General features: G+C 39.4%; 31 protein-coding genes. 10 read left to right on the top strand and 21 right to left on the bottom strand.

The annotated features are described in order from the left end of the window. Nucleotides 1–166: 166 nt before the first annotated feature. The gene (locus AC58P7_RS14830; protein ID WP_497344041.1) at nt 167–2,437 is read left to right on the top strand and encodes a PAS domain S-box protein; all 2,271 of its coding nucleotides are present in this window, start codon (nt 167–169) and stop codon (nt 2,435–2,437) included. A 342-nt stretch (nt 2,438–2,779) separates the two neighbouring features. Beyond that, a complete protein-coding gene (locus tag AC58P7_RS14835; RefSeq protein WP_497344043.1) occupies nt 2,780–3,697 on the top strand; it encodes a tyrosine-type recombinase/integrase in 918 nt (305 codons plus the stop codon). 253 nt (nt 3,698–3,950) lie between these two features. Here the strand turns inward: AC58P7_RS14835 and AC58P7_RS14840 are convergent, their stop codons facing one another. Beyond that, nucleotides 3,951–4,283, bottom strand: a complete 333-nt coding sequence (locus AC58P7_RS14840) for a hypothetical protein (protein WP_497344045.1) — start codon at nt 4,281–4,283, stop codon at nt 3,951–3,953. Between the two features lie 592 nt (nt 4,284–4,875). Here AC58P7_RS14840 and AC58P7_RS14845 point away from each other — a divergent pair. From AC58P7_RS14845 to AC58P7_RS14860, 4 genes are all read left to right on the top strand, one after another. Further along, on the top strand, nt 4,876–5,643 hold the full coding sequence (locus AC58P7_RS14845) for a hypothetical protein (RefSeq protein ID WP_497344047.1): 768 nt from the start codon (nt 4,876–4,878) through the stop codon (nt 5,641–5,643). A gap of 83 nt (nt 5,644–5,726) precedes the next feature. Beyond that, the gene (locus AC58P7_RS14850) at nt 5,727–6,470 is read left to right on the top strand and encodes a hypothetical protein (RefSeq protein WP_497344049.1); all 744 of its coding nucleotides are present in this window, start codon (nt 5,727–5,729) and stop codon (nt 6,468–6,470) included. Nucleotides 6,471–6,497: 27 nt separating this feature from the next. Then, nucleotides 6,498–7,271 (top strand): hypothetical protein, encoded by a 774-nt coding sequence (locus AC58P7_RS14855; RefSeq protein WP_497344051.1) that lies wholly within the window; start codon nt 6,498–6,500, stop codon nt 7,269–7,271. Then, nucleotides 7,249–8,028 carry a hypothetical protein gene (locus tag AC58P7_RS14860; protein ID WP_497344053.1) on the top strand — a complete coding sequence of 260 codons (780 nt, stop codon included), beginning with the start codon at nt 7,249–7,251 and terminating at the stop codon, nt 8,026–8,028. Before AC58P7_RS14855 ends, AC58P7_RS14860 begins: the two co-directional genes overlap by 23 nt. A gap of 193 nt (nt 8,029–8,221) precedes the next feature. On the opposite strand, the gene AC58P7_RS14865 is transcribed toward AC58P7_RS14860, so the two are convergent. Continuing rightward, nucleotides 8,222–8,581, bottom strand: a complete 360-nt coding sequence (locus AC58P7_RS14865; protein ID WP_497344055.1) for a hypothetical protein — start codon at nt 8,579–8,581, stop codon at nt 8,222–8,224. A gap of 210 nt (nt 8,582–8,791) precedes the next feature. On the opposite strand from AC58P7_RS14865, the gene xerS reads away from it, so the two are divergent. Both xerS and AC58P7_RS14875 read left to right on the top strand, forming a co-directional pair. Beyond that, nucleotides 8,792–9,886: a tyrosine recombinase XerS gene (gene xerS / locus AC58P7_RS14870; RefSeq protein ID WP_497344057.1), complete on the top strand. Its 1,095-nt coding sequence runs from the start codon at nt 8,792–8,794 to the stop codon at nt 9,884–9,886. Between the two features lie 46 nt (nt 9,887–9,932). After that, the gene (locus tag AC58P7_RS14875; RefSeq protein ID WP_497344059.1) at nt 9,933–10,916 is read left to right on the top strand and encodes a tyrosine-type recombinase/integrase; all 984 of its coding nucleotides are present in this window, start codon (nt 9,933–9,935) and stop codon (nt 10,914–10,916) included. Between the two features lie 75 nt (nt 10,917–10,991). Here the strand turns inward: AC58P7_RS14875 and AC58P7_RS14880 are convergent, their stop codons facing one another. Next, on the bottom strand, nt 10,992–11,438 hold the full coding sequence (locus AC58P7_RS14880; protein WP_497344061.1) for a hypothetical protein: 447 nt from the start codon (nt 11,436–11,438) through the stop codon (nt 10,992–10,994). 1,261 nt (nt 11,439–12,699) lie between these two features. Here AC58P7_RS14880 and AC58P7_RS14885 point away from each other — a divergent pair. Further along, a complete protein-coding gene (locus AC58P7_RS14885; protein WP_497344062.1) occupies nt 12,700–13,389 on the top strand; it encodes a hypothetical protein in 690 nt (229 codons plus the stop codon). A 323-nt stretch (nt 13,390–13,712) separates the two neighbouring features. Here AC58P7_RS14885 and AC58P7_RS14890 read toward each other — a convergent pair whose 3' ends face one another. From AC58P7_RS14890 to AC58P7_RS14950, 13 genes are all read right to left on the bottom strand, one after another. Next, a complete protein-coding gene (locus AC58P7_RS14890) occupies nt 13,713–13,958 on the bottom strand; it encodes a type II toxin-antitoxin system HicB family antitoxin (RefSeq protein WP_497344064.1) in 246 nt (81 codons plus the stop codon). Nucleotides 13,959–14,068: 110 nt separating this feature from the next. Continuing rightward, nucleotides 14,069–14,464, bottom strand: coding sequence for a hypothetical protein (locus tag AC58P7_RS14895; RefSeq protein ID WP_497344066.1), 396 nt, complete (start codon nt 14,462–14,464; stop codon nt 14,069–14,071). Nucleotides 14,465–14,491: 27 nt separating this feature from the next. Then, nucleotides 14,492–15,322 (bottom strand): phosphoadenosine phosphosulfate reductase domain-containing protein, encoded by an 831-nt coding sequence (locus AC58P7_RS14900; protein WP_497344068.1) that lies wholly within the window; start codon nt 15,320–15,322, stop codon nt 14,492–14,494. An 11-nt stretch (nt 15,323–15,333) separates the two neighbouring features. Further along, nucleotides 15,334–15,558 (bottom strand): hypothetical protein, encoded by a 225-nt coding sequence (locus AC58P7_RS14905; RefSeq protein WP_497344070.1) that lies wholly within the window; start codon nt 15,556–15,558, stop codon nt 15,334–15,336. Beyond that, entirely contained in the window at nt 15,555–15,782 is a 228-nt protein-coding gene (locus AC58P7_RS14910; protein ID WP_497344072.1) for a hypothetical protein, read from the bottom strand. Before AC58P7_RS14910 ends, AC58P7_RS14905 begins: the two co-directional genes overlap by 4 nt. After that, on the bottom strand, nt 15,772–16,197 hold the full coding sequence (locus AC58P7_RS14915) for a hypothetical protein (RefSeq protein WP_497344074.1): 426 nt from the start codon (nt 16,195–16,197) through the stop codon (nt 15,772–15,774). The genes AC58P7_RS14910 and AC58P7_RS14915 overlap by 11 nt, the downstream gene beginning before the upstream one ends. Before the next feature lie 310 nt (nt 16,198–16,507). Then, a complete protein-coding gene (locus tag AC58P7_RS14920; protein ID WP_497344076.1) occupies nt 16,508–16,813 on the bottom strand; it encodes a hypothetical protein in 306 nt (101 codons plus the stop codon). 83 nt (nt 16,814–16,896) lie between these two features. Then, nucleotides 16,897–17,091 (bottom strand): hypothetical protein, encoded by a 195-nt coding sequence (locus AC58P7_RS14925; protein ID WP_497344078.1) that lies wholly within the window; start codon nt 17,089–17,091, stop codon nt 16,897–16,899. Then, nucleotides 17,088–17,987: a ubiquitin-activating E1 family protein gene (locus AC58P7_RS14930; RefSeq protein WP_497344080.1), complete on the bottom strand. Its 900-nt coding sequence runs from the start codon at nt 17,985–17,987 to the stop codon at nt 17,088–17,090. Before AC58P7_RS14930 ends, AC58P7_RS14925 begins: the two co-directional genes overlap by 4 nt. Next, a complete protein-coding gene (locus AC58P7_RS14935; RefSeq protein WP_497344082.1) occupies nt 17,980–19,302 on the bottom strand; it encodes a hypothetical protein in 1,323 nt (440 codons plus the stop codon). The genes AC58P7_RS14930 and AC58P7_RS14935 overlap by 8 nt, the downstream gene beginning before the upstream one ends. A gap of 87 nt (nt 19,303–19,389) precedes the next feature. Further along, nucleotides 19,390–20,112, bottom strand: a complete 723-nt coding sequence (locus tag AC58P7_RS14940; RefSeq protein WP_497344084.1) for a hypothetical protein — start codon at nt 20,110–20,112, stop codon at nt 19,390–19,392. After that, nucleotides 20,109–20,777 carry a hypothetical protein gene (locus AC58P7_RS14945; RefSeq protein ID WP_497344086.1) on the bottom strand — a complete coding sequence of 223 codons (669 nt, stop codon included), beginning with the start codon at nt 20,775–20,777 and terminating at the stop codon, nt 20,109–20,111. The genes AC58P7_RS14940 and AC58P7_RS14945 overlap by 4 nt, the downstream gene beginning before the upstream one ends. Before the next feature lie 84 nt (nt 20,778–20,861). Then, entirely contained in the window at nt 20,862–21,230 is a 369-nt protein-coding gene (locus AC58P7_RS14950) for a hypothetical protein (protein WP_497344088.1), read from the bottom strand. 409 nt (nt 21,231–21,639) lie between these two features. On the opposite strand from AC58P7_RS14950, the gene AC58P7_RS14955 reads away from it, so the two are divergent. Beyond that, complete coding sequence (locus AC58P7_RS14955) at nt 21,640–21,801, top strand: hypothetical protein (protein WP_497344090.1); 162 nt, start codon at nt 21,640–21,642, stop codon at nt 21,799–21,801. A 134-nt stretch (nt 21,802–21,935) separates the two neighbouring features. Here AC58P7_RS14955 and AC58P7_RS14960 read toward each other — a convergent pair whose 3' ends face one another. The 5 genes from AC58P7_RS14960 to AC58P7_RS14980 all read right to left on the bottom strand — a co-directional run bounded on the left by AC58P7_RS14960 (nt 21,936) and on the right by AC58P7_RS14980 (nt 25,931). Then, the gene (locus tag AC58P7_RS14960; RefSeq protein ID WP_497344092.1) at nt 21,936–22,622 is read right to left on the bottom strand and encodes a hypothetical protein; all 687 of its coding nucleotides are present in this window, start codon (nt 22,620–22,622) and stop codon (nt 21,936–21,938) included. A gap of 166 nt (nt 22,623–22,788) precedes the next feature. Further along, the gene (locus AC58P7_RS14965; protein ID WP_497344094.1) at nt 22,789–22,929 is read right to left on the bottom strand and encodes a hypothetical protein; all 141 of its coding nucleotides are present in this window, start codon (nt 22,927–22,929) and stop codon (nt 22,789–22,791) included. Next, nucleotides 22,916–23,242 (bottom strand): response regulator transcription factor, encoded by a 327-nt coding sequence (locus AC58P7_RS14970; RefSeq protein WP_497344096.1) that lies wholly within the window; start codon nt 23,240–23,242, stop codon nt 22,916–22,918. Before AC58P7_RS14970 ends, AC58P7_RS14965 begins: the two co-directional genes overlap by 14 nt. Before the next feature lie 23 nt (nt 23,243–23,265). Then, a complete protein-coding gene (locus tag AC58P7_RS14975; RefSeq protein ID WP_497344098.1) occupies nt 23,266–23,991 on the bottom strand; it encodes a metal-dependent hydrolase in 726 nt (241 codons plus the stop codon). A 20-nt stretch (nt 23,992–24,011) separates the two neighbouring features. After that, nucleotides 24,012–25,931 (bottom strand): ATP-dependent DNA helicase, encoded by a 1,920-nt coding sequence (locus tag AC58P7_RS14980; RefSeq protein ID WP_497344100.1) that lies wholly within the window; start codon nt 25,929–25,931, stop codon nt 24,012–24,014. Nucleotides 25,932–26,280: the final 349 nt, after the last annotated feature.

Raw genomic sequence — 26,280 nt, forward strand, 5'->3', positions numbered from 1 at the left:
TAAATATCCACTCTTTTTATCATGAGAATACATATCTATTCCTTTTTGGAAATGGCTAGTCAACGACTACCAGGAGTCTTTATAATATAAATACCAAGAACGAATCAATATTCATAATCAATTTGGTAACAATTACACGGACATCCTTGACATACTGGAGGAAATCATGTCAATTAAAGTGAAGCTAACGTTCTGGATCTCTATATTAGTCGCTTTCATTCTTCTACTCAATATGTCTATTTATTACATCAGCTCTCAAGAGGGTTTGAAAAAAGCAGCCGAACAGCAAATGATTACAATGGCCGAACAGATTAGCACAACAGTTGAGGTTTCACAGCAGGCACGTCAGCATATAGAGGATACGATTGGCGAGAGGCTCCGTTCTGTTGCTATAGCTGCTGAACATGAACTAGATACCGACATTGATAAAGTAACAAATGAGCAACTCGTTAAACTAAGCGCCAAACTTGGTGTCGATCATATTACACTTTGGAAACGATTAAATAATGATATTGTGGCATTGCGTTCAAGCGATCCGAAGGAAATTAATCTTAGTTCGAAAACATGGGACTACTGGTACACAGCATTTAACCAGCTTTTTGATAACCATCAAGTCACCATACCACAAGGACAAAAACTAAATAATTACTGGTCAGGCCCTATTAATTTTGCGACATCCGATCCTAATATCGTTAATAAGTGGGGCAATTACTACGATGGTACAACAAACTACATGATTAATCCTTATGTAAATGCACAAAGCATATTGGATTTCCAGCAAACTACAGGGACAGACGCCGTCATTAAGAAGATGCTTCTGAAAAACAGCAACATTCTTGAAGTTACCGGGGTTGATCCTCAATTTTTTGGAAAGAAGCCTATTATTAAAATTAAACAAGGGCAGCCTGTATTTAATTTAGATGTAAGGGATATTATCTTTGGAACCTATAAGTATGCAGAAGAAACTAATGAAGTCACACTTTTCCAAGATGCGCTTGCTAATAGAAAGACGGTAACAAGCGAAATTCGAATTAATAATCAAAACGTTATACAAAGTCTTATACCCGTCACGAACACGGCTAAGCCATATGTTATTAGGATTATTTTTAAAGCAAAAGCGCTCGAAGACGAACTTCGATATCAACTTATCAAACTAGTTATCATTTCACTGAGTCTCTTAATATTAACAATGGCTACTAGTTTTGTATTATCTGGATTACTAATTCGACCAATTCGTCAAATTCTATCTGTTGTCAACCAAGTCGCTCAAGGAAGGTTTGAAGGAGTAATAAAGTACAACGGAAAAGATGAGCTTGGTCACCTCGCATTCCAAGTCAATTTGATGACTAGTAACTTATCCAACTATACAAAGCAGCTTCATGATATTGCAGATGAGCTTCGCCATACCAAAAGCTATCTTGAGTCTTTTGTCAATCACACTTCTGATGCGATTCATGTAACAGACCTAGAAGGTAATGTTATGCAGCTAAATCACGCATTCGAGCGTATCTTTGGTTGGTCGCCTGAGGACCTGCATGGTAAAAAACTATTGAACATTCCTGCAGAGTGCGTAGATGAATACCAAGAATTAATTGCTAGCATACTTCGTAATGAGCCGGTAGCGGATTATGAAACAATTCGCTATACGAAAGATGGCCGAATTATCGACGTCAGTATCACTATTTCTACAATCTGGGACGAAAATGGGGAGATTGTTGCAATTGCTTCAATCACACGGAACATTACAGCACGCAAAGAAGCTGAAGATGTACTGAGGAGATCGGAGAAGCTATCTGTCATCGGACAACTGGCTGCAGGTGTTGCTCATGAAATACGAAACCCACTTACTACCATCAAAGGCTTTGTTCAAATGCAAAAATCATCCAAAGGTGCAATTAAGGAAAGCCAGCTAGACCTAATTCTCTCTGAATTAGACCGGATTAATTTTATTGTCAGCGAATTTTTAGTTTTAGCCAAGCCACAAGCAGTCCAATTTCAACGGGCAGACATTCGTGAAATTTTAATTCATGTAGGAAAACTGCTTGAGTCACAAGCAAGTTTGGATAATGTAGAATTTGAAATGCACATTGATTCCGTCCATGAGTCATACATCCGCTGTGATCTTAATCAGTTGAAACAGGTGCTTATCAATGTGATGAAAAATGCGATGGAAGCCATGCCGGGTGGCGGTAAAATTAAAATAACGCTAGACAGCTCGAGTCCGAGTTTTGTCCAAATTAATATCCATGATGAAGGATGCGGTTTATCTGAAGAGGAGTTGTCCCAAGTGGGAGAGCCTTTCTATACAAACAAAGAAAACGGAAATGGCTTAGGCTTGATGGTCTCACGCAGAATCATCAATAATCATAAAGGAACCTTCTCGATTAAAAGCAAACTCGGAGAAGGAACTTGTATAGAGATAAAGCTGCCCAAATGATCGATAAAAAGAGTAACCCGCTTCGTATGTAGCTAAGGAGCGGGGCGGGGGGATCACTTGTTAGATACAGTAGCTTTGAGAGGTCCGAAACTCCATGCTGCCGACCCTGAGCGCTATTCATGATCCGTGAGTGGACAAAAAGAAACACGAGCAAAATGATCGTGTTTCTTTTCTTTTTTTATAAATACCACAAATGTTTCGTGTTATAATAATGCTAATAAAATTACGCGAAACAGCTATTTCACGTCAATTACGTTTTAAGAGATTTTATTTGTGATTGTGGTACAAGTTATTGCTATTTTTCCAGTGAAATTCATATGAATTTAGGAGATAAAACTAATAATGACGTTAAATTATTCCGAAGATGACTTAATTGATTTTTTTGATATATGGATGAAAGATCAGGGATTTACTTTTCAAACACAAAAGGCCTATATAGGCAACGTACGACAATTTTTAGTGTTCTCGGATCCTAAATCGATAACAGAAATTGAGTCCATTGATATCATGCGGTTTTTATCAAACAAACGACAACGTGGAGCGGTGGATACGACTAGAAATAGATACCTCTCGGCCATACGAACATTTTTTAATGCTTTAATCGAATACAAGTATGTTTCCATTAATCCAGCTCTGGCAATAAAAAAATCCAAAGTTGAAACAAAGCCAATCCCTTCATACCTTGAAGAAAGTATGTTAACCACATTTATCGATTCAATTAGTGGAAAGTACCAGGTTCGAAATGTAGCAATGTTTCTATTGATGAGTTACGCGGGCTTGCGTGTAAGCGAGCTAAGTAAATTAAACATATCCGACTTCAATCATTCAACTAATGTATTAAATGTGAACGGAAAAGGAAGAAAATGGCGGACGATCCCGCTACCAGATCAACTTGCGGAGATTCTGAAATTAGCTTTATTAGAACGAATTAAACCTTACAAAGAAACAGAACAAGCATTTTTTGTTTCACAGTTTGGCCGGAGGATTACTATACGTACAATTCAAAAGATCGCAGAGGCTAATTTTGCGGATTTTAAGCAGGTTTATCGCGATCTCAAAGATAAACCCCTTAGCAGTCATAAGTTGCGTCACACGTTTGCAACTCTCCAAATAATTGCAGGAACGGACATAAGAACATTACAAGAGCTGTTAGGCCACTCTAGCATACAAACAACTCAAATCTATACTCACGTTGGTGACAAGCAAAAACTTGATGCCATGAGTAAAATCATCCCGCATATTCCTGCACTAAAATTTTAGTTCATCGTAGCCGGGTATGATCTTCTGTGGGTTTCTCTAAAGAAAGAGATTTAATTATCAATTGTCCACGGACAAATGTTCCTCACGTCATTGCCGATGGCCTCGGTGTGACCAATGCGCCGATGACGGCAGCTCAGTTGCAGCTCACAAGCGCACACTCCCTCGCGAACATATGAATCACTTGGTCAACATAGGTGTGACTACCCATACCCCCCCCGCTTATATCAGTGAAGGGAGCTAGTTTTCTAGTGGATTAATCATCACGAAATAGTTTTGCATAATTTTTAATTATCCTTTGTCCTGAAGATGACTTCAAAAATTTCAATTCATGCTCGTTGTACAACTCAGTAATGCTGATCTTTTTCTTATTATTCATATGACCTTGGACAGCAATGCACAAAAATAATTCCGTCAAATGATTTCTATCAAAAGTATCCCTGTATTCATATAGAATTTGATTAAAATAAAAAACCCAATCGTATCCAAGTACGCTTTTGGAGAAATTGCAGGTGCCAGGAGTGAATACTGATGGTTCCCTATATTCATATCCACTGAGTAAAGATTCATCTTCTATTTCTTCCTGCACTTAGATCATCTCCCTAAAATATTTTCTTAATTAGAATTCTAAATAATATATTTCGAAAATGGTGTCATTTTAGGGGATGTCAAACAAAAAAATCCACATTTCTTAGGGAGTGGTTAAAAGGAATTGTACATTGCATATCGTTTCCCTCATAGTAAAAATGGATTATTTGTAGGTCTGATAGAGTTTATAGACGTGGAAATTGGTCAAAAATGGATAATGTATAATGAATGCGAAAAGAAAAAGTTCGTGTTTCATGTAACAACTCATTCGCAGCAGCGCTGGGATGAACGTGGGAATGGAACTGAACTTTTGCGGCCACTCTTTTAATTGAAGACGAACTGGATAAGCGCCGCGGTTTTGTTGAAGGACAATATATATTTACCCGTGCTCCATCAATGACAAGGTAAAAAATATTGTTAAGACTGTTACAGAAATATAATCGCGGAATCGTTATGTACAAATTTACTCATTAAATCCAGGCAACGAGCCTCGTGAATATTCAGATATTTCGACTTTGGTTTCCTTATGTTCCTTTACTGCTCAAGGAATTTTATATGATCAATGGAAATGATGACCAAGGAGGGGGTGCTTTTTGTCTACAATTAGATTTGCGGGAATAGTGCGGACGAAATTACGAAAAAAAATAGAGGGAATTCTGGGTGAAGACATTGATATAAACGCTATGCACAATCGAAGCCATATCATAGGTTTAACCCTGCCTTATGAAAGAGATGATTTTTTCACGGTATACCCCAAAAATTATGGTCACCACTGTAGCGTCTTTATTAACACATCTGTATTAGCCGAGGAACGTGCGCTTGAAATTATTTCGTACTTCCAAGAACAACTCAAATTTAGTAACTACGATTTAGTCTTAGAAGTTCTTTTAGCGCCGGATGAATGTAAAACCACACGGAAATTATTGTTTTTCGGGACTGGCAGGGAAAGCTTGAATTTAGGCAAAATACTCAGCTGTTTGCCAATTCACTATAATTTCCGAGACGATTATTATGTCCCACTTCGCAGTTACCATAGGGTGAGGTTCAGGTCTTATTTTCAGCAAGGCTATGTTGGTGTCGAAATTGGGGGAACTCTGGACCGCATGCTTCGAGACGAAGATGCAGCCAAGGCGTTTGCGGAAAAACTTTTCAAGGACGACGATCTAATCAGAACGAAACTGGAGCAAAGAATATCCAAATCCGAAATAACTGTTGATGTGACTAAAATAAATTTTTCCACTACATATCGAGCAAATATCAACGATAAAATTATTAAAACTTCTAAGGGGATAGAAAACTTGTTTCTTCTGGTGGACAAACACTTGGAAGGATTACAAGACGTTCCGCCGAGCATAAAATAGGAGGATCATAATAAGTTACTTTAACTAGGTATAGGATTTAAATGAATAGAGTCACCATATCGATTAGGGGGGGGATTAATATTATGTCTGAAATAGGTTTTGCTCGATTAGTAAAGTCACTTCTAAAAAAAAGAATAGAAGGACATTTAAATCAGGAGATAGAAGTCTATTCTAAGAATTTAAGAAGCCATCAAATTTCATTTTCTTTCCCCTACATAAGAGAAAATATCTTGAATATTTCTCCTATGTACAATGGTTATACTATTGAAGTTTATGTTAACAAAAAGTATATTCCAGAAGAAGTCACCGACAAAATTGTTCATGACTTCGTTTCTCTGCTAAACAGACATGGTTTCGATTCACTATTAATGATTGAATCCTATCAATCTGAAACCAAATTCATCGGCACCGCTCCAGATTACATGGCTATGGCGGACATCTTAAATGCACTGTGTCCATTTTACACACGTGATCGGCTATTTGCGTTAAAAGATACAAACCACAAAGCGTTCATTTCATCTGATTTCGATTTTAAACAAAGAAGAGTTGAGGTTCTTTTAGGCAGTGCAACCAAATATCTGTACAATGTAGTTCAAGCAAGAGAATGGATCAGTAATATTAGAGAAATGGATAACTATATTAATCAAAGAATTTCCGAAATCAAACAAGAGTATTCGAGCAAAAAGTTTTCTTTAAGTGTTGAAGTCACTTCGGTTGGATGGTCGACTACGGCGTTTAAGGCAAAACTTAATGATAAGAGACTTTCTAGCGTAAAAAGTGTAGACCGCCTTTTTGATTCGATACGCAACAAAATAGTTGATCTATAAATTTTATTATTTGAAAGAAGTGATTCTATGGCCACCCCAAAAAAGAATAATATTTTTTCGAAGTTAACTCCTTTTGAGAAAGAAGCTTTGTTATTTGCCTTGTTGCAACACAAAGATCCAACTGACGCAATAAAACAAATGCTCAGCAGCTCATCAGGCCCATTAATAAGATGGGATGGCTATAAAAAAGAAGTAAATCCTGCACTCCGTAACATCTTGGCAAAAATGGGGACAAACAACAATGTGTCTGCATCTTGGATTACCCCTCAAACGTCTTTGGAAAATATTGATGATATCTTTGTTGAATTAGATCTCTTATGTAAAAACGATTGTATATCCGCCAGAGCAAAAGCTGTTGGAGCTCTTATCTTGATTGAAATGTATATCGATAAAAGTCTGCGCTTGGATGCTGATGCTCAGAAAAACCTGATTCATAACTACTCACTTCTAAAGACGGATTCAATTTATGACGTTTACAGTGAATTAAAATCAACTTCTACAAAAGCATTAAAAGAACTAGGTAATCACCCCAATCGGTATATGCGGCATGAGGCGTTTCCTGAGTTAATAGACAGGTTTAATCCTTTTCAAGATTGGGATGCACAGCGAGCAGAAGGTATCCTAACGATGTTACAAACACCACAATTATCGTGGTTGGCTAAGGGTGTTTTGCTCTTCCATTTGCTATATGATATTTCGCCCTCTATAGTTTCTTGTTTTTGCCCAAGTAGCAATACAGATCTGGGATACGATGAACTGTTTAACAAAAAGTATATTTTTGCAAAAGAAAAAGCGGTTTGAAGCCATTGAATCAAAGGAAATTGCATTTAAGGAGATGGAGATAGTGAAACGATCTCTCGAAACATTAAAATACGATTTATATGATAAACTATTCCGGCTGAAAGAGGAGATTGAATATTTAGAGAAAACCGATTTTCCTGCAGGATTCATTTATGAACCTAAAACGGTGGAACTATTAGAAATGTTCAATAAAGCCCGAGGCGAAGGAGTAATAAATAAAAAGAATTTCATAGAATATTTAAAAAAGGAATACAATCTACATGATGAAATTCATACAACTGTAAAACGCTATATGTCAGATAACACCTACTTAGCTCCACATGCTGCAACTGAAAAGCCGGCACCTAGTAAAATCGAGAGTATCGATAGAATTGGCTCTCCAGCACAGTATATTGGACATATCATAAAAAATCCGAATCACGCAATAAATGCGATGGTTATGGAATATATTCCTGATAAACAGTTGGTATTCTTTAATCGTACACATAGAGGTAAGATCATCGATGAAGACGTTGGTTTCTTGACAACCATAGATAACTTTACATCGATGGTTCTTGGTCACATTTTAAGAGTAATTGAACCACATTTTAAGAAACAACAGATAAAAATTAATAATTTATTCATTCTTGATGTCGACGAGAACGAAGTTGAGTATACAATAAAAATTATATCAGAAGGTGAAAATTATATCGTAGGTATTACTAAAGACAGAGTGATTTTCCAATTGGATGAACGGGAATTCAGCCAAACATCATAGCAAGGAGAGTCGAAGGAATGGTAAGCAAAATTAGCAAACGGCATTGCCGTTCTATTGTCTTGGCAATGAGAAGCGGGTTTGTAGATCAGCAACAAAAAAAAGCCCGCGGTTTGGCGGGCTGTGAATATACGTACTAAATACATATTTCATTCGTTTGAATTAAGTGGCCCGCCGGCACCGTCGGCGGGATCGATCATAAATGAGTTAATTCTTCAGACAATGTAATATTATACTTACCGAGTGTATCATAGGAAATGTCTGCAAGTAACTCGACCGAAATTGTTTGTTTCTTTTTGGAAATAACAATGTTAGCTGGTATAAAATTGAATGTCATTACATCGCCGTTTTTATAAATACGGATTTGAACAATGACGTTATCGGAATTTCTTGCAGGGAGCAATGTAAATTGCTCACACTCAAGACCATCTCTTATAGCAGTTCTGAACACACCGACATACTTAGTTTCATCAATCATATTTTTAACTTCTACTATCCAAGGAGAAAAATCCCCCCTATGGTAGATCATATTCTCTTCTTCCACATTATAATTCATAGTAATAATAGCCTCCCTCTTCTGTTCTATTTTTCTAATAAAAACCTAGAAATAATAACTTAGTAGGATCTTCTCTCTTTTATGTACGACAGTTATTCTAATTTTAGCCAATAAATGATAATATTAATACATGGAACATACGTTCTAAAATCATTTTTTGAACGTAAATATTAATGACATTAAATAAATGATAGGCAGGTGACATACTATATGAACGTAATTAAAGAAAAGGATATGGAAGAGCTTCTTTTGCGCATACCTCTTTTCCCTTGGTTCGTAGACAAATATTTTAACCATAAGATAGCTCAATCTCTATCCCCCTCCTCGCTTCTAGGTTACAGTTACGACTTTGAAACATTCTTCTCATGGCTTATTGCTGAAGGGATCACTAAAGTTACAAAAATGACGGATATTACCCTCTTCGATCTTGAGAGGCTTAGAATGGATGACATAGATGGATATAGAACACATTTATTGTCAAAAGGGAAAAAGGCTGAAAAGGATAAAAAAGATAAAAAAGATAAAAACAACAAAAAGTCCACTATTGATAGAAAATTATCTGCGCTTAAGTCGCTATTTCATTATCTAAGCCAAATTGCTGAGGATAAAGACCTCTACCCCCTACTTAAGCGTAACGTTATGGCGAAGGTCCCCATATCTAGAAATAAACCAACATTACTTCCAAAAAGTAAAATGTTAGTGGATGATGAAATTGAAAGATTTATTGAGTTTGTGCAACGCGGTTATGCAGCAACGATTTCAGATAACACGCTTGGGCTGCATTATTACGAGTTGAACCGGATAAGAGATGCCGCTATAATCGCACTCATACTAAATTCTGGGCTTCGTGTATCCGAACTTGTAAATATGAATATGGATGATCTTTATATGAGTGACAAAGAAGATGCAATTTATGTATACGGTAAAGGTGAGAATAATGATGATAAAACTACTGTTCATTTTCGACGTGAAGCCAAACCATATCTGAACGAATATCTATTGATCCGAGAAATCCGGTACACTCCCTCCAAAAATGAAAGTGCTCTGTTCCTCTCGCTTAAGATGGGTGAAACAACCGGAAAAAGGATGCAAAAGCGTGCACTACAGGATATGGTCACGAAATATGCGCGGGCTTTTGGCAAGAATATGACGATCCACAAACTTAGGCACTCATTCGCTACAGAGTACAATAAGAGGCATGACATTTATAAAACCAAGAAGCAGCTAAGGCACAGCTCTGTCGATACTACAGAAAGATATGCTGTAGTTACACGCGAGGAAATGGCGAACGCAATTAATAAATAATCAAGCGGTTGAAGTAATGAAACTTTTAAAGTAGGTGGTTAAGTGTATGAAAGACGAAATTGAAATAATGTATAACCGGTTACGCGATTCAGGGATCACATTAAACGACCTTGACACTTTAATTAATATATACAAAAAGAATGATATTTTCCTTAATGTATGTAGAGAATTTCGAAAGGATTTAAATTCTCAAGTAAAGTCGAAAGTCTATTCAGATTTAACAGCCAAAACCTACGCGATTTATGCGGATAAATTGATCGATTTTATTGAGTCTACAAATCCGGATATAAAGGTGTACGAGGTGAATATAGAATTTGTGGAAGCTTTTACAAAGGGGCAGTCACATTCAACTCAAGACGTTTGTCATTCACTCATTAATACAATACTGTCTTTTGCTTTTGAACGTGGTTATGCAACACTTCATCTTAAGGTAACATGGAACAAGCCGGATGAAACGGAACTTACAGTCAAGTACATGCTACAAGAGGTCTTTGATAAACTTATCATTCAGGCTAAACGCGATCAATCCCGGCCGATGGATATAATTGCCCTTCAACTCCTTATGTATACTGGATGCACAACGAATGAGTTAATCGGCGTTAGGGTTGGTGACGTTAATTTGGAGAATATGACCATAACCATCCAAGGAAAGGGCAGGAAACAGGATCGTATTCTCGGTATATCCGAACATCTCTACGAATCATTGAATAGATACATTACTATAATGGAAATGGGTATGGAGAAAGACCGTATTCTGTTATCTACATACGATGGGAAGGCAGTGTCGGATAGAAAAATACACGATACTGCAAAGCGTCTATTCGAAAAAGCGGGTTTAGAACGACATGACATGGGGAGTTTTCGTGACACCTATGCGATTAACAGTATCCGAACAGGAGCTACAGTTGAAGAGCTATCGTACCGTCTAGGGCTCACGACTACAAGAATTATTACAAAATATGTGGTTTATTGGCAAAACAATTTTCCAGATGAAGTTAGACAACACTCTGAAATTAGCGCACTATCATGATTCAGTCATCAAGCGAGGAAAATGATGAAGAACCCGCTACTTACTAAAGATATGGAGCGGGTTCACCTGATTAGGTTACACGGTTTCTACTGTTCTCCAAGATGGCGATGAATAAGCATGTCTTTCTGGATACCAATTCATCGTTACTTCTTTGACCTCATCTTTCATTAAAGAATTCTGGTATTGAGAGAACAGGTGTCTTTCAATCCAACGAATCCGATTCTCTGGAACGATAGGAGTCTCCCAATGCTTTTCTATGAAGATACTATCGAAGAAGGCTATACGGATCTTAGTGGCAATATGCTCGATGAAATTCTGAACCCCAGGTGTCCCCGGCTTCGCAGTAATGACGACTGTTACGAGTTTCCCTTCTTCCATATCCATTTGTTGGCCAACACGAAGCTCGACGTCACAGTAATAAACGGTTACTTCATTATCGTCGTTGACTCCAAGGTGACCACTAAGATAAGGCCACTGGAAGCGATAAATCCCCGGATGATAGTAAATACTTTTCTCTCCCATAAAGAAGCACTCCCTCATATTTAGCATTAGAACTAATACATATTTTAACATGGAACGTCTGTTCTGTCTAAATTTGGTGCATCAGACCTCAACAAAAACAAACACTTCGATATGAAAATTCCTCTAATACGATCACATCATTTAAATAGTAAAATATGGTATAGTATATTTTAATAACTCCCCTATTAATATGATTTTTAGAGGATAGCCGTAATTTATTAATTGCCAAAAGGAATTAAAATAGGAGAATGGAAGTGGGTTTCTGGGGACCTTTCGAAGAAGAAATTAGGCAAGATGAACGAAAACCCCTCATGGAGGAAATAGCATCTGCGCAGTAGCCAAAAAAATTTTGGAAAGGGCTTCGTCTAACACTTGTTACTATTATAGCAATCTTAGTTATACTCGGAATTATTATAGGATTGGTTATATCTAAATTTTTCTAGTGGAAGACTGCGCGATGGGTGTAAGATTTAGTAAGGTTGGGAAATCCTCTCGAATATCATAAAATTTAGATGGCTTTTTGCCGCGCACTGAATTATAACGTAAAAAGTTGTCATCTCTCCTAAAATCTCAAAAATAATATTTTAGAAAGCGGGCTGTTCCTTGCTTAAAAGATTTTTGTGCTGGATAAATGAACTGATTTTTAATCTTGTTGTCATATTTCTAACTCAAGGAATTTTTTTAATAATACATCGCGATATTCTTTTCTTCTTTCAGAGCTATTTTCTATTAGGTATTCCAATATCTGCGATAATTACGGTCGTAAGCATAATGTTAAAGGATTATTATCGGAACGAGTTGGTGATTATCACGCATAGGGGTTCTAAGCAGAATATCGAGACCAAGTTATTACAAGGTTATTTGCCCATCAATCCCCCGAACCCAAACAATCGTTTCAGGAGGGCTACCGATCACTCTAATCCATGCGTATGGGTTTCTATTGGCAAACCTAATTGGTATAACTTTTTAATGTCTGGAATGCTTGAATATAGACTCCGATTTGGTAAACAAGCTAGCGTAACCTTTAAAGTACCTAAGTACCTAATTAAGAGTCCGGATGGAATTATGAAGTATCCCTTCTCAGGTTTTCTTTTTCTGCGTGCTCAGAAAGTAATTGAACAAAATCTGTTGATCCCTGCTGACGCTGAGGTAAGAGGACTTTAATGGAAATGCTTTATCCACCTGATATGCTATAGAGCACATGCATCTCCTAAGAATTTCAAATTTATGAGCATACGAACACAATGAAAGGTGTGGAATAGTGGAAGCTAAAGCAGCGACAATGAAACTTACGATAGGCAGTTTGATAGATGCTCTCATCGGCCCATTTCTCCAAGCAATAGACAATGCTGGATCCATTTACGAGCAGTTGTTTGTTGCTATTCAATGGGTACCTGACCCTGAGATAGGCTGTAAGGTTATCGAGCGGACACTTCACTATTATTCTTTAGGTAATATATCGAGAGCCGAGCGTCTATATAGAAGATACTGTATGTCGTATTTTTCGGATTCCAAAATACAAAAATTAAAAGACGAATGGAACGATAACACGACGCTTCGGAGTCGTATGCACATCTTAAACAATGTTTTAGATGCTCATAGAGGCGGCTATTACAATCTCACTGTTCCTGTCCTATGTGCACAAATTGAGGGCTATTTGATCGACTGTAACAGTAAATATGAAGGGAAAATTAAACAAAAACATCTTGAGTCAATGCTTGCTGATTCAGATAAATTCGCTTTTTATGCGAAAGCTTTATCGGGATTTGCCAGAAGCTTTTTATTTGTTGGCTATGATCGAGGCAAAAGTCCAGAATCGAATATAAGCCGGAATGCAATTGCACACGGCTACGATTTAAATTACGGTACAAAGGAAAATTCTCTTAAGCTCATTATGCTTATGAACACGCTTCAAACAGTTTATAGTTTTGCTTATCAAAACGTAGAGTAGGTTGTGCGCCGGTGGCGGCAGCGGTCGACAGCCACGCTGCAGGTTCTCACATTATTAAGGATTGTGGTCCGACTGAAGCTCACCTCTTTGTGTTCTCACCGGTGCAACCACCAGCAATCTCAATGCTCGGCGGCCAAAACGGATTTTCCTCACAGATCACATATTTAATATCGGCTACATTTATTGTGAAACTCATTGTCTCTTCTTATTACTTTAAAAATAAGCAGCCTAATCCGTTCTGTATAAATTTTAGAAGAATGTATTTGCTACCTCGACTAACCAAAAAAGCCCTCTTTAGCCCGGGCTAGGGCATTGAGGGCTTATTATTTATTTGCGGTTGCTGCTTCATACTTCCACTCAATCGTTTCTAGGATTGATGTATCTTTTGGGATAGGCTTTCCTTTTTGGATGGCAAGTTCGATTTCAGCTTCTAGTAGGTCCTTTGCATTCTCAAGAACTTCCTCAATCGTACCCCCTCTCGCTCCTGTGCGAATGGCTGGAATATAAGCAACGAAATCCCCTTCTGATTCACTTTCTTCGATCATGATCTTAAAAGTATTGTTTTCCATTGTGTATTCTCCTTTTCGTTGTTGATTTGTTTGATTAGTAAGGCAGCATCGGGGCGCCCAATTGAGGAATAGAAGCATTAGCTTCCAAACCTCTCAAAGCGTCCTGAGACCTAGCAGACAGCTGATTGCAGACGATCGACAAGATCACCTTCGTCGAAACCGTACACCCTTCTCATACGGCCTGTGAATGCGTCACATACGTACAGGCGATCAGATATCCCTTCCTTTTTTCCCTGATTCAATTCTGACTTTGTATCTATCCAATCACGTTTAAATTCTTTAAGAGCGTTAATGTCGGTTATAGGAATGAGGCACGTACCAAATTCATAAACGTACCATGCGAACAAACCTGTCTGGATCCGCTTCATGGCACTTACGTCATTAACTAAAAAGTCTCTTTTGAATCTAGGGTTCTTGATCATGCTATCTACAATATTCTTCATATCTTGAATCAAGGTAGGACTCACATTCCTGGATTGTTCTTCCTTAAACACCTTTGTATTCATATGTATTACCTCCCAATAGAATTGGATCTACGCAAACAATGGTATCTGGTCCTCGTTCGTAAATGCCGAAAGCGATAATGGTTTTCCGTTTTTTGACTTCATCGTATGCCCAAGCTCAATTTCCATGGCCTTGAGGTAATTCCAATCCTCAGGATATAGTCCTGCGACACGCTCAAGTTCACTTTTTGTCGAAAAAATACAGAATTTGCAACTACAACGAGAGACATATTGGTAACATGGGTGCAAATCAATGTTGAAAGCCGCAGCCAATTGCTTTACTTCGGTTTTTAACATCGATCTGATCGGGCGAAACCAATGTACGAGCCTATCCTTACGTTTGTTGGCATTTGCTGAATGTATTTCGAAGTCAACCCCATTAGCACGGTCCGTGGACTCCTCGGATCGCTCACCACTCAGACAAAGGATTTTACAATTATCGAATTGGCGTACCCATTGTCCGTATACATCTCTCTTGTTAAACGAGGTGCAAAATCGAACCTTTTTGTCTGGAAACATACCGCGATCACGGATTCTTTCCTCCAGGGACATTTTCCCCCAAATAACTTCTAGCTCAATACCTAAAGCCTTGCTAGCATATTTCAGGTACTCATCAGTTTCAGGCCAATCGAATAATTGCCGATTGTTGGAATCAGGGTCACCGTCGATTCGAAAATGCACCAATTTCATTTTTTCAACCGGTATCTTATAGCCATACTTCATGACCAGAGCTACAGCTAAACTATCCATTCCGCCGCTAAAACAAATTGTATACAAATCGTACCCCTGAATATCGAGCATATCAGGATGAAGTTTAGGTAAAACATATTGCTCGGCATTACGGATAGCTTCATCTATCATCGTACGTTCCATCATAGCGACACCTTATATTCATGAAGGTACACAGTAATCATGCCGATAAGAGGAAAGGTCTGGCTCGTCGCGTTTTTAAGCAATAGCGGAAGCACTACGTCACGAATGAAATCATGACCTACCATATAATCGATATCGGTCGGCAACTCTTGCCATATACTACGAGTCTCTTCATCTAGATGAATCCAGGCATCGGCAATAATTTTGTCTAAAGATATATTCATTTCGTATTACCTCCTACGCCGCAAGTCGTTATTGTTTTTGTTGAGTATCCATATACCCAGTCAACTCTTGATCCCTCATAAATAAATCGCCATGTATAAGTGCGATCTGTCCATTCATCAGGCAACCAAGCAATAGCAGCTTGTTCAGACTTCGAGAATTGCTTATCGAATTTCTTTTTCAGCGTTTTTCTTGCGAGTTCTTCTCGCTTCGTATTAGTAAACATGCGCGCCCTCCTCGTTACCGAAAAGGTCAAGATACTTCGGCTTATCCATATCCTGCAGCAATGTAAACGCGCCTTCAGGAGTGAATAACAACCCGCCTAAACCCTGTTCGATATTGAATGTCATGTTTACCTTGTCATAAACGAAACGGTCTCCCTTACGCTGCTCTGCAAGCTCTATAAGAGCCTGATATTCAGGTAGGTGAGCATCTTCAGCGCAAAAGTATGTAACCTGGTGTGAACGAGCTGTAACCCATCCTCTGGGATTGCTCTTACGCTGCGGTTTGATCTCAGTGCCCCAACTTCCATCGATAATCACGTAATGTCCCTGATAACAACAAGATTTGACGTGAATGCTCCAGCAATCATTTTGAAGGTAATAATGCACAATTGTTTTATACCCGTTAATAGATGCCAACGTATTTCCTCCCTGTTTTTGGGTACAAAAAAAGCCCACGGAAACACAAAAAAGACACCAATAAGTGTCTATGTCTCCGTGGACAGTTTCGTCCCTATATGTATGTGCCGAGAAAATGAATAAACGGCATTGCCCCATCTCTGTCGAATCAAGTGAGCGACAAAGAAATAATGAAATAATAAAATCGTAATACTCTATATGTAACATAATCGACAAGAAACGTCAATATTGGAGATATACCATGCCATATAGAAAAAGGAGAGAGAAGACACTCTCCCTCCTTCTATTCTTCATCAAATTATTTGTGCTGTCAGAGCCCGGTAAACTCCGCCTCAAAACAACGATAGCAAAAATATTGATCATCTCTCTTCTCTGCGAAACGACTATCTAGGTCCTCTCGCAAGCAAGAAGTGCAAGAGACATATACTGCAGGCGATGATTCCATAAGACCACAATTCTCATTCCATTTTTCCTCAATAGCGGATTTGCGAAGAAGAATACGTCTTGCCTCTTCGAAGTCATAGCAATCAAGCGCCTTGTGTATCTCTCTATAGAGATCATGAAGCAGCTCAACGAGTTCTACCGGCTGAGCGAAGTATGTCCAAGTCTTTTGCATCCGTATTTCCTCCTGGGATAATGAAGAAGGAACGAATGTTAATTTCGTTCCTTCATTCTCCATTATGTTCGTATTACCATACCCTATGATTCCACATTGTGTTTTTCGATTTCCGATCGCCAATCTTTAACTGCATAGACAACTTCATTCAGGGACTTATGAAACGGATACGCTTCACAAAGCTGAATGGAATCATCGTGATTGTCGTCCCAGACACTTTCCAACTCAATCATCGCTTTCTCTAGCTGCCTAACAGCTTGAACAAAGTCCAAATTCATCCACTCGTTACCTCCCTTGGTTGTTCAGAAGAAGAAAAAATTACATCTTCCACATAGGTAGGTCTGCAATTCGCAGTTTTCGCGTTGAAATTAGAACAGTGGACCAGTATAGAGTCAGTAGAAAAAAGCTCATTCATGACTGTTGTAATCTGCAATGCAGCCATTTCGTTTGCAATCATTCGTTGTGGTTGGTAAGGCTCTAGACCGCAATTATGCGAAGGAGGAATAGCATCCTTAGCGTCAATAGGGTACACCTTATCGAGCGGAGGCAAAATTTCCTTACCTTGCTTTTTCAAACCAATTACGATCTGGCCAGAATACCCACTATCCTGATTCTCCTGTTTTTCCTCGTCTGTCCAATCCACGATCGGTTTGTCATCTGCAGGAAGGAAAACTCCTTCAATACCTGCATCAATGTAAATCAAATCGTCAGTTTTCAGAAAAAAATCGTTCATGATTTTCCTCGAAAAGTCATTGTCGACAGCTCCTATTAAAACCTTCTGAATGTGTTGTCCCTCCACGTGTCTGTAATCCAAATTAGAAAACAGTAGCTCTAACTGCTCAACGGATTCGACGTAGGAAGTTGTATAGGTCCCTATACGAAGTCCATACGTCCCTCCGTATCGCTTAGCAAGAACATCCGCCTTTTTGAAACCCACATCGCTATCGATGAATGGTTGGCGCAAAATGTTCTTCGATTCTACCGTATCTGGATCAGCAATCAATAGAAAGGATGGGACGTTTGAGAAGGCATTCATCATCTTGGTGATACGCTGTGTCGCATACCCGCCATTGCCACCCGCACCAATCAAAACGATATAATATAGGATTTTTCCTATGCTTTTACGTCCGTATGGCTGCTTGTGATCCTTATGAAAATCCAGTAAATTAATCATTTGTATGACCTCCGAATGAATATTGTGCGCATTGAACTCGCTTATGCCAAACGGCAGGATACATTACGGGATTAATGGCTCTGACCTCTTCACCATGAACATCTCCCTCAATAATGAGAGTTGGTTGTAAAGGAATAAAACGGCCAACCATACCTGCTCGGGTACGCAGATTATAAGTAATCTGTTCAACCCCTTTTTGCAGGTTACCAATAACCCCATAAAGCATAGTTCCTAGCTCGTCCGCATTATCTACGGAACTAAAATAGGTATTCATCGTATTATGGGAGTGGATCTCAGCAACTTTGATATAATGTGCCGGGAATTCCGTATAACACGCATCAACTGATACTTTAGTTACCTCCTGATAAGGCACATCGAGAACATAACGCTTTTCTTCCGTATCAAAATAGAACACGCCCATTACTTCAACCTCATGCATCGCATAATCGGCGAAGAACGAAACAAGTTGTAAAAACAAGTGCTCCGGTATTTTAGGCAGGTTCATCTTAAAACCTTCACGGCATGACTCCAGTTCCTGGACCTCTTGTACTTTAGTTACGAATACTCCGATAGGGTTCTCCCTTACCTCGTAATAACCGTCTCTAGCTGCCAAGATGTTGATAGGCTGAATATTCTCCGCCAGGTCTTTCGATTGAAAAAAGAAGCCCCTGATGCCTTGAATCAGGCCAGCTCCCTTTTTTCCTCCCGTTACCATAGGGCAGATGATATTTTTTTTATCATCATACTCCATTTTGGTGCGTTGTTTAGACAACTCCGGGTAGTCCTTTTCCAAACGTTTACGAACGTCTTCCATTTGGAGAGTTGCGAGCGAATCATCTGCGAAAAACTTCGTAATCGCAATGTTCATCCCTGCATAACAAATGAATGTAGCATTGTTAAATACAGGCTTCTTCTCCTCTGTTTTAGCAGCTGGCTTCGTTGAGTTACCTTCTAACTTGACCTGTTTGCCTGCGAGTTCCGCTTTATTTGCAGCAGATTCGCTGACCTCATGATCCTCAGCAAGTGCTTCACGTTCGTCCTCGTCCAATTCATCTTCTTCATGGTCACCACTTTCACAATCGTCACTGCAATCAGCCGCCTTATCTTGCGACTGTTGACGGAGTTCCCGCGCTTTCTGTCCAAAAGAGATAACTTTCTCCACTTCTGGTTTTGAACAGTTATCATTAGACTCGACAGCAGGAGCGGGTGTTTCGGCGGCAGGCTTGACCGGATTTGATTCTTTCGGCTCTACAGGAGTTGAGAAAGATTCAGCACCACCAAAATAAGATAAAAAGTCCAATTGTTCGTTTGACATTCGTATTTCCTCCAGTTGTTTATATAATTTTCGTATTACCCCTAAATTTCTTCAAGACGATGATACACGTCTAATTCGTATTACATCCTAGTTCCTTGAACAATCATTAATGACACGATCGATCCAGCTCATCAAAGTGTAGCCAGTAGGTTTCAGGTAATCATCCGGAAATGGCTTCCCTTTTATCGATTCGACTAGTTCCCGATATTTCATTTTACTCAGGTTCGCTGAAGCGTAATGACAATCTGAGTTTGGTGAATTGAAAAAGATCTCGGGAGTAGTTGAAATCTGAGAAATCCGTTCGTAGGATGGCAGCGTGTGACCTCCCCAACATACCGTAAAATTATCTTGGACGTTGGTGTAAGGATACTTGTAAACTTTGGCGTCCTCGTTGAGAGGAACCTGATCTTCGAGTGCACCGACCATGACCTGCCGAACCTGTATCCGGTTATTACTTGCAGCTAATTGGAAACCAAAGATGAGTCTTGGGAAAGGAACGTCCTCAATTACCGCTTCATGGTAAAAAGCCTTCCGAACTTGTGGAGCGACTTCGATAAAGCAGTAGTTGTTTAACCCTTCAGCATAGAAGATAGTGCCACGTGGTAGAATGGGCGTTCGAACAGCAGTTGATTCAAGTGAACCAAGAATTGCCCTAGAAACAGCCTCATGGGTGTAGCTACCTTCTCCTAGCTTTACTCCTTTTGAATACTCTTCAACGATAGGTAATTGATGATCACGCAAACGGATCACCATTTCGTTTCCGTCGTATCTTTCTTTTTCTGCGCAAGGCAGCGTAGTGGCCATTGTCATGCCGCTTCATCCTCTCTATTTTTACGTATTACCGCCTGGCTAATGATGGAGATCATCGCTTCATAAGAAAGCTCATCTCCGGCATCTAAAGAAATACCGAAATCACACTGATCCACAAGTTTAGAGAACACAAGACTTGGGTGTTCATCTATTTCAGCTTCTGGCATGATACCAAGTACTTCCTGAACCATTTTCATCATCACAAGATTCCGCAATTTATCTCGCAAATACCTTTTGCGATTACGGATCTCTTGTCTGATTGTTGTCCGTACTTCCACCAACGCTTTCAACAAAGGGCTATAGAGTCCCCATGCCTCCGTCAACGTAATGTGTATGAATCCATCTTCGATTACGCCCGTCATTTCAAGTTCAGAAAAATAGTCATCCGTAACAGATAACATATCTGTGAAAACTTGTACCATCCGGTCGTGCTCTGTAGGACGAAGCAGTACAAAAAGGTCCTTTAACTCTGGACAGGGGACACGAATTTTAGTCTCCGTTTGCCAGTGTTGATTCGTTCCTTCGTATGTCTGTTCAGCCTCTCCAAAGATGAGCTTCAAACATTCCCAAAATACCGTGGACTGGTCACCAAATCCATTAGAATAAAAATCAATTACTGGATTTGCAGCAAGATCGACTCCTGCGTCATGTGCTATTTTCAACATAACAAATCCATCGTAAGTTGATTGCATTTGGTATACCTGGTCCGAACAAAAATAGGTTGGTTCCATATTACCTCCGCACCCTTCTCAAAAGAATTGAACATCCGTTGTTTGACGCTCTGGCTTCGCTTTTTTAAGCGTGTAGATGGCTTCGACGTTGTGAAGAAATTGGTGAATTGCATTCCCTTCATTAGGGTTTCGATCCACTTCGTCAATTTCTTCACCAGCAAGATAGCTGTCTTCACTATCAATACGATCACTGTCGATGTACTCCATCGCATGCACCAAAGCATTTTCGGCATCAGCAAGAGTGAATAAATCCCAATTAATGGCTGTACTTTTTGTCTCATAATGAGCCGCCTCAATAGCGCGAAAAAGTCCTTGATTATAATAGGTTTCATCTCGCTGGTCGCCTGCCAAATTCTCTTTCAACTTGTCCAAATTGATGCTTAACATTTGTAATACCTCCTGTGTGTTGAACGCAAAAAAACCGCAAAAAGTAAAATAAAGCATGCTAAAAAGCATACCTATTACTCTCTGCGGTAAATTACGCACAAATGTGTATGAACGACTAATGCCGTGTTGCCCCTTCTTCGTCGTAATCAATGAACGTCGAAGAAATGTGATTGTTGTTTCGGAATGGCTTTATTATAGCACATTTAAGAATGAGGTTAAAGTAGTTGCCAAGTAATAATACGGGTAAGATCCTTCTTTGTCATAAGACAAGAATGGTGCTTCCAACATTGCTGCAAAATATAATTGAAATCATCGAACATTGATTACTAGAAGAGATGGCAAATTAATTGTTAAAAACCTTCTCTTTTTCTTTTATTATAAGTCATCAAAAAAAGGAGAAGTGAAAAAAATGAAAATTTGTAGAATTAAAGATTGCCACCAAACTAGAACGTGCATGATTAAGGTCGTGGAGGAATTAACCGGAGAAGATTTCGCTGAACGGATCCCAGAATACGAAAGTGATTATGCATGCTGGAATAACTTAGACCTTCAAGAAGATAGCAACGATTAGAACTTCAGAGCCGCCCGAAAATGACTTACACTTAACGAATAACAAAAGGCTCGTGGATAAGTCCACGGGCCTTTTGTTTATTATACTGCTGAATTCCATTTGACTTCTAATTATAAACAATTATTCAGCTCATATTAAAATAGCGATTGAATCATTACTCGCCTATATGTATCGTTGAAATCATGTTCCCCATAGCATTTGCAGTTTCCAGGGCACAACGGCCTCTTAGTAACGTACTTTTCTGTTAAATCTTGTGATGCAATATATAGCTTTTTATATGCTTCATCATACAAGTACCGACCGTCAATTCTCCATCTTGGATCATCAAGCAAAATTGACTCTAGATAAGGTTCAAATGGTAAAATGCCCGTTGCATATCTGAACGTAATCATTTGTCCAAATTCACCTTTATTGTAATTTGATCGCAGCTCTTCAATGGAAGTAAAATATCTCTGCTCAAATGTTTCTCCCTCTACCCATTCGGTAGGGTTCTTCTTCGTAATTGCAACATCTGTCGTCCAAGGACTAGTCAGAAACTCCGTGTTGTATTGAAACAGAACGGGGCCATAGAAGTTCTGATATCGGCTCCTTTTGTGAATATCAACATCATCGAGAAAAATGTCATTCCAAACATCATACTTTTTATCTATTTCATCACTCTTTTGACTCGTTTGCTTTAAACCTTTGGATTCAACTGCTCCGCGAGAGAGCAAGCCACCCTCCTTTAAAAAAGTAGCAGCAGTAGTTGCAGAGTTTGCATGATGCAGGTGAGTCAAACCAATTTCAGTTAAGAATGCGTATACATCGAAATTATTATACATGAGCAATCATCTCCTTTTAACACGTGTTATTAATAATGCTTGCCGCCAAAACAGGGCTAATAATCGGAACAACTTGTCATCCACCGATCGCCTTATCAACATTAATTATACTAAATACTGTATATAAAAAATAAGAGCCCATTAAAAGGGCTCTATGAATATTACGTTAAATAGTCTTCGTGCTAATTAAAGTTGACTGTTTATCGCCATTAGGTCGATCATACATCAATTGCTTCACAGATTGATTCTTTTGCTGATCCGTTTTGGTAGATGACGACATAATCTTGACTAATTTATACAAAAGCATGTTCTTTTAATACCTCCGGTTTGTTATCGACAAAACTAAACAAATTGACTAGAAGCGGGACTAATGAATCTCGAAAAATGAGCGCTTGTAGTTCCCGCGTTGAATTCGTATTCGTCTTTGATATGATACTGGCCATATGATTTTTCAATGTTTTCTCGGAAATACAAAGGTGTTCACCGAGTTCACGATTATTGCCACCATAAATCACAAGTAGTTTTAAAACTTCCCTTTCTCTACGTGTAAGGCAAAATCGATTACTGAACGTTTCGAAATATGCACTAAGTGTGGGTGATTCTTTTAGTATTTCGATCATCTATCTAGACCTCTCTTTCACTATTACATTGCAAATACGTGTTTAATGTCTGAGTTAAATACAAAGTAGATTAAAGCTATCGTTAGTAAAATACATACATGTTCGACAACCGTACCACTAAATGCCCCTGTGCTCATAAGACGAAATCTAAGTCTCCATTTCAAAGGAGGAATCGGGCGTATTCCACGATCGGTCACTGAGTCTGCAAGCAAGTGCAGTAGATAAGACAATCCGCCAGCTATCCATATTTGATGTCCATACTGATGCGTTGCAGCAAATAGTAGCATGCTCCATCCAACGACCCCATAGAGGGTATGAGTAATTCCTCTATGTGGAACCAATGCACAGACGATTAGCAAACTGCCGATGATAAAATTCCAGGGAGTTAATATGTGACCGTATGCGATCAAACCAAGACCGATGAGAACCATAACGACATTACGCATGGTGCGACTCGGCAAGAATGATACAACGCCGACAAGTGCGGCAATTACTGTATTCCAAGGGGCAAATTCCTTGCCGTAAAAGAATATATAAGCAGCGATCGCAAGTAATGCGAATTGAAACACTTTCAGCAAGCTCTTAGGGATCATACGACGAACAAGGAGTGAGTTTGGCTCGTCAATGTCAGGCAATAGAGCACTCACAAGCGCAACGCCTACAACCGGCAGCGTAATCGGCTGTTGTGTCATCCCTAGAACAGAAAGTGTTACCCCCGTACTTATCACAAGATGAGAACGTCCCATCATATACAATCATCTCCCTTTCTCTAACAAGGCAATATGTGGACGAGATCATCCACGGACTTTCCATACTTACACTTCGGTAATCCTTTGATCACCATCTTGCCATAACGCTTCGTATACATTCGGGGGTCAAGGATTATTACTGCTCCTTGGCATGCCATAGAACGGTTAAGTCGACCAAAGCCCTGTTTCAGTTTAATCATCATTTTGGGAAATGTGTAATCAAAGAAGCTACTTCGATTCGCTTTTTCTATCAACTCGATTTGAGCCTTTGTAAGCGGTTCGTCCGGATGCGGGAATGGTAGCTTGGGGATCACGACTGCGGTGAGAGCGTCCCCCGCCACATCCACGCCTGTCCAAAAGCTTGAGCAACCAAACACAATCGTTCGTGGTTCGCTTTTCAGTTGCTTGATAATTTCTTCTCGGTTACACCCTGGGAACTGGCAAAGTAGATGATAACCATACTCTGTGCAATAGTTTTGAATTCTTTCGGCAACCTTAGTCATCGTATCGAAACTGGTAAAGAGTACAAGCATTCTTCCACCGGTATACATCAAGATTTCTTCCAACTTATCAGCTGTGTACTGGATATATTGGGGGCTATCTGGGTTAGGTGCATCATCGGTGCAGAGCACCATCGTTTTGTTTTCATAATCAAACGGACTTCCTACCATCGTGCTATCATAATCTCTCACGCCTATCCGACCGGAGAAGAAATTAAAGGTGCCATGCGTAGACATCGTTGCACTGGTGAGTATGACAGGCACTTTATCAAATAAGCCTTTAGCCAAGACGACCTTCGGAAAAAGTGGAGCTGCATGGAGCGTTATTTGATCTTTTCTCTGCACTTTAGCCCAATATGCCCATGATTTCTTGGAGTTGTCCCCGATGAAGTCTAAGTCTTCATTTAGCTCGAACAAGCGATCAAGGATATCTGACACCCTTTTTACATTTAACTCTTTAACCTGGGTGATAAATCCTCCGAGCATATTGCAAACTTCGGCTACATTGATCTTCTCAGATAGCAGGCGAAATGGCTTGTCATCCATAGTCTTTCCTACTTCCGTGTAGATACCGTCAAGAGTCCGCTGAAATTGCTGACGTATTTGAGTAAGAGAAAGCTGAGTAGCTTGATCTAGCTCATTAAATGATTCTCGCTGAAACAAGTGATCGAACAAATCATCAAATCGGTTTAGATTAACTTCTTTTTCGAATATCTGACAACACACGTCTTCGATCTCATGTGCTTCATCAAAAATAACGGCATCATACGGAGGAAGCGATCCATTCCCGGTCTTTTTACGCATGACCAGATCCGTGAAGAAGAAAGCATGATTGGTTACGATAACATGGGACTTGTACATCTTTTCTTTTAAATCTTCCAGTGAACACGTATCCGGCTTGTTAATAGCTGTGCATGAAGATGCTGTTATTTTCATCCATAGGCTATCTTCTATATCGAACCCTAGCCCTGTTCGGTCCGTAACCCCTTCCTTCTTTACCTTGTTGAATATCCGCTGGACAATTTTTGCTTCATGACTACTGCTGCGAAGCATTTCTTGCCATAGCTTCTCCAATTTGTCATAGCAGATATAGTGTGACTTCCCTTTAACCAGTTGATAACGGAGGTTTAAGCGCTCCATCTTCAATATCTCCTGTACCCTCGGAAGTTCCATATTAACAATTTGCGTCATAAGCGGGATCGTGTGTGTGCAGACGATCACGGTTTTATTTTGGCTCGCTGCCCAGTAAGCAGCGGGGATTAAATATCCAAGAGACTTACCAGTACCTGTCCCCGCTTCTGCCAATAGATGGCCCCCTTTTTCCAGTGCTGAACCCACCATTTGAGATATATGAAGTTGCGGGGCACGGGGTGCGTAACCATTGACGAACTTAGACAAATGTCCATTATATCCAAGAGCACGCTCTATAAAATCCTCCAACGAGTACGCCTCCTAATTTAATTCATGTATATATATCACTATACTAATATGTATACTAATATAGTACCATTTTACTAGAGATAATCAAAATTTTTTTGCTGTTTTTTTCAAAACTGCTGCACGCACAAATAGCCGATGGAATTTAATCCATCGGCTTTATGTCGTATATGTACTGGCTTATATTGCCATTATTGGTTAAGGGAAACGAACACAGGCGCGAATCGCCAAAGAGATGGTAACGCGAATCGTTGAATCCATCCGAGCTGCTCGGTTCAGAATCTCGTCGTCCATGCTACTTTCCTATCGTGCCCACCGCGAATCGGCCCGAACGTATTTTTCACATTTCATC

Source organism: Paenibacillus sp. J22FR5 (assembly GCF_059691975.1).

What these genes read in the sequence shown, in the direction of transcription:
- AC58P7_RS14830 (WP_497344041.1), top strand. Translation starts at nt 167, where the DNA reads ATGTCAATTAAAGTGAAGCTAACGTTCTGGATCTCTATATTAGTCGCT.
- AC58P7_RS14835 (WP_497344043.1), top strand. Translation starts at nt 2,780, where the DNA reads ATGACGTTAAATTATTCCGAAGATGACTTAATTGATTTTTTTGATATA.
- AC58P7_RS14850 (WP_497344049.1), top strand. Translation starts at nt 5,727, where the DNA reads ATGTCTGAAATAGGTTTTGCTCGATTAGTAAAGTCACTTCTAAAAAAA.
- AC58P7_RS14855 (WP_497344051.1), top strand. Translation starts at nt 6,498, where the DNA reads ATGGCCACCCCAAAAAAGAATAATATTTTTTCGAAGTTAACTCCTTTT.
- AC58P7_RS14865 (WP_497344055.1), bottom strand. Translation starts at nt 8,581, where the DNA reads ATGAATTATAATGTGGAAGAAGAGAATATGATCTACCATAGGGGGGAT.
- xerS (WP_497344057.1), top strand. Translation starts at nt 8,792, where the DNA reads ATGAACGTAATTAAAGAAAAGGATATGGAAGAGCTTCTTTTGCGCATA.
- AC58P7_RS14875 (WP_497344059.1), top strand. Translation starts at nt 9,933, where the DNA reads ATGAAAGACGAAATTGAAATAATGTATAACCGGTTACGCGATTCAGGG.
- AC58P7_RS14880 (WP_497344061.1), bottom strand. Translation starts at nt 11,438, where the DNA reads ATGGGAGAGAAAAGTATTTACTATCATCCGGGGATTTATCGCTTCCAG.
- AC58P7_RS14890 (WP_497344064.1), bottom strand. Translation starts at nt 13,958, where the DNA reads ATGGAAAACAATACTTTTAAGATCATGATCGAAGAAAGTGAATCAGAA.
- AC58P7_RS14895 (WP_497344066.1), bottom strand. Translation starts at nt 14,464, where the DNA reads ATGAATACAAAGGTGTTTAAGGAAGAACAATCCAGGAATGTGAGTCCT.
- AC58P7_RS14900 (WP_497344068.1), bottom strand. Translation starts at nt 15,322, where the DNA reads ATGATAGATGAAGCTATCCGTAATGCCGAGCAATATGTTTTACCTAAA.
- AC58P7_RS14905 (WP_497344070.1), bottom strand. Translation starts at nt 15,558, where the DNA reads ATGAATATATCTTTAGACAAAATTATTGCCGATGCCTGGATTCATCTA.
- AC58P7_RS14910 (WP_497344072.1), bottom strand. Translation starts at nt 15,782, where the DNA reads ATGTTTACTAATACGAAGCGAGAAGAACTCGCAAGAAAAACGCTGAAA.
- AC58P7_RS14920 (WP_497344076.1), bottom strand. Translation starts at nt 16,813, where the DNA reads ATGCAAAAGACTTGGACATACTTCGCTCAGCCGGTAGAACTCGTTGAG.
- AC58P7_RS14925 (WP_497344078.1), bottom strand. Translation starts at nt 17,091, where the DNA reads ATGAATTTGGACTTTGTTCAAGCTGTTAGGCAGCTAGAGAAAGCGATG.
- AC58P7_RS14930 (WP_497344080.1), bottom strand. Translation starts at nt 17,987, where the DNA reads ATGATTAATTTACTGGATTTTCATAAGGATCACAAGCAGCCATACGGA.
- AC58P7_RS14935 (WP_497344082.1), bottom strand. Translation starts at nt 19,302, where the DNA reads ATGTCAAACGAACAATTGGACTTTTTATCTTATTTTGGTGGTGCTGAA.
- AC58P7_RS14940 (WP_497344084.1), bottom strand. Translation starts at nt 20,112, where the DNA reads ATGACAATGGCCACTACGCTGCCTTGCGCAGAAAAAGAAAGATACGAC.
- AC58P7_RS14945 (WP_497344086.1), bottom strand. Translation starts at nt 20,777, where the DNA reads ATGTTGAAAATAGCACATGACGCAGGAGTCGATCTTGCTGCAAATCCA.
- AC58P7_RS14950 (WP_497344088.1), bottom strand. Translation starts at nt 21,230, where the DNA reads ATGTTAAGCATCAATTTGGACAAGTTGAAAGAGAATTTGGCAGGCGAC.
- AC58P7_RS14955 (WP_497344090.1), top strand. Translation starts at nt 21,640, where the DNA reads ATGAAAATTTGTAGAATTAAAGATTGCCACCAAACTAGAACGTGCATG.
- AC58P7_RS14960 (WP_497344092.1), bottom strand. Translation starts at nt 22,622, where the DNA reads ATGTATAATAATTTCGATGTATACGCATTCTTAACTGAAATTGGTTTG.
- AC58P7_RS14965 (WP_497344094.1), bottom strand. Translation starts at nt 22,929, where the DNA reads ATGCTTTTGTATAAATTAGTCAAGATTATGTCGTCATCTACCAAAACG.
- AC58P7_RS14970 (WP_497344096.1), bottom strand. Translation starts at nt 23,242, where the DNA reads ATGATCGAAATACTAAAAGAATCACCCACACTTAGTGCATATTTCGAA.
- AC58P7_RS14975 (WP_497344098.1), bottom strand. Translation starts at nt 23,991, where the DNA reads ATGATGGGACGTTCTCATCTTGTGATAAGTACGGGGGTAACACTTTCT.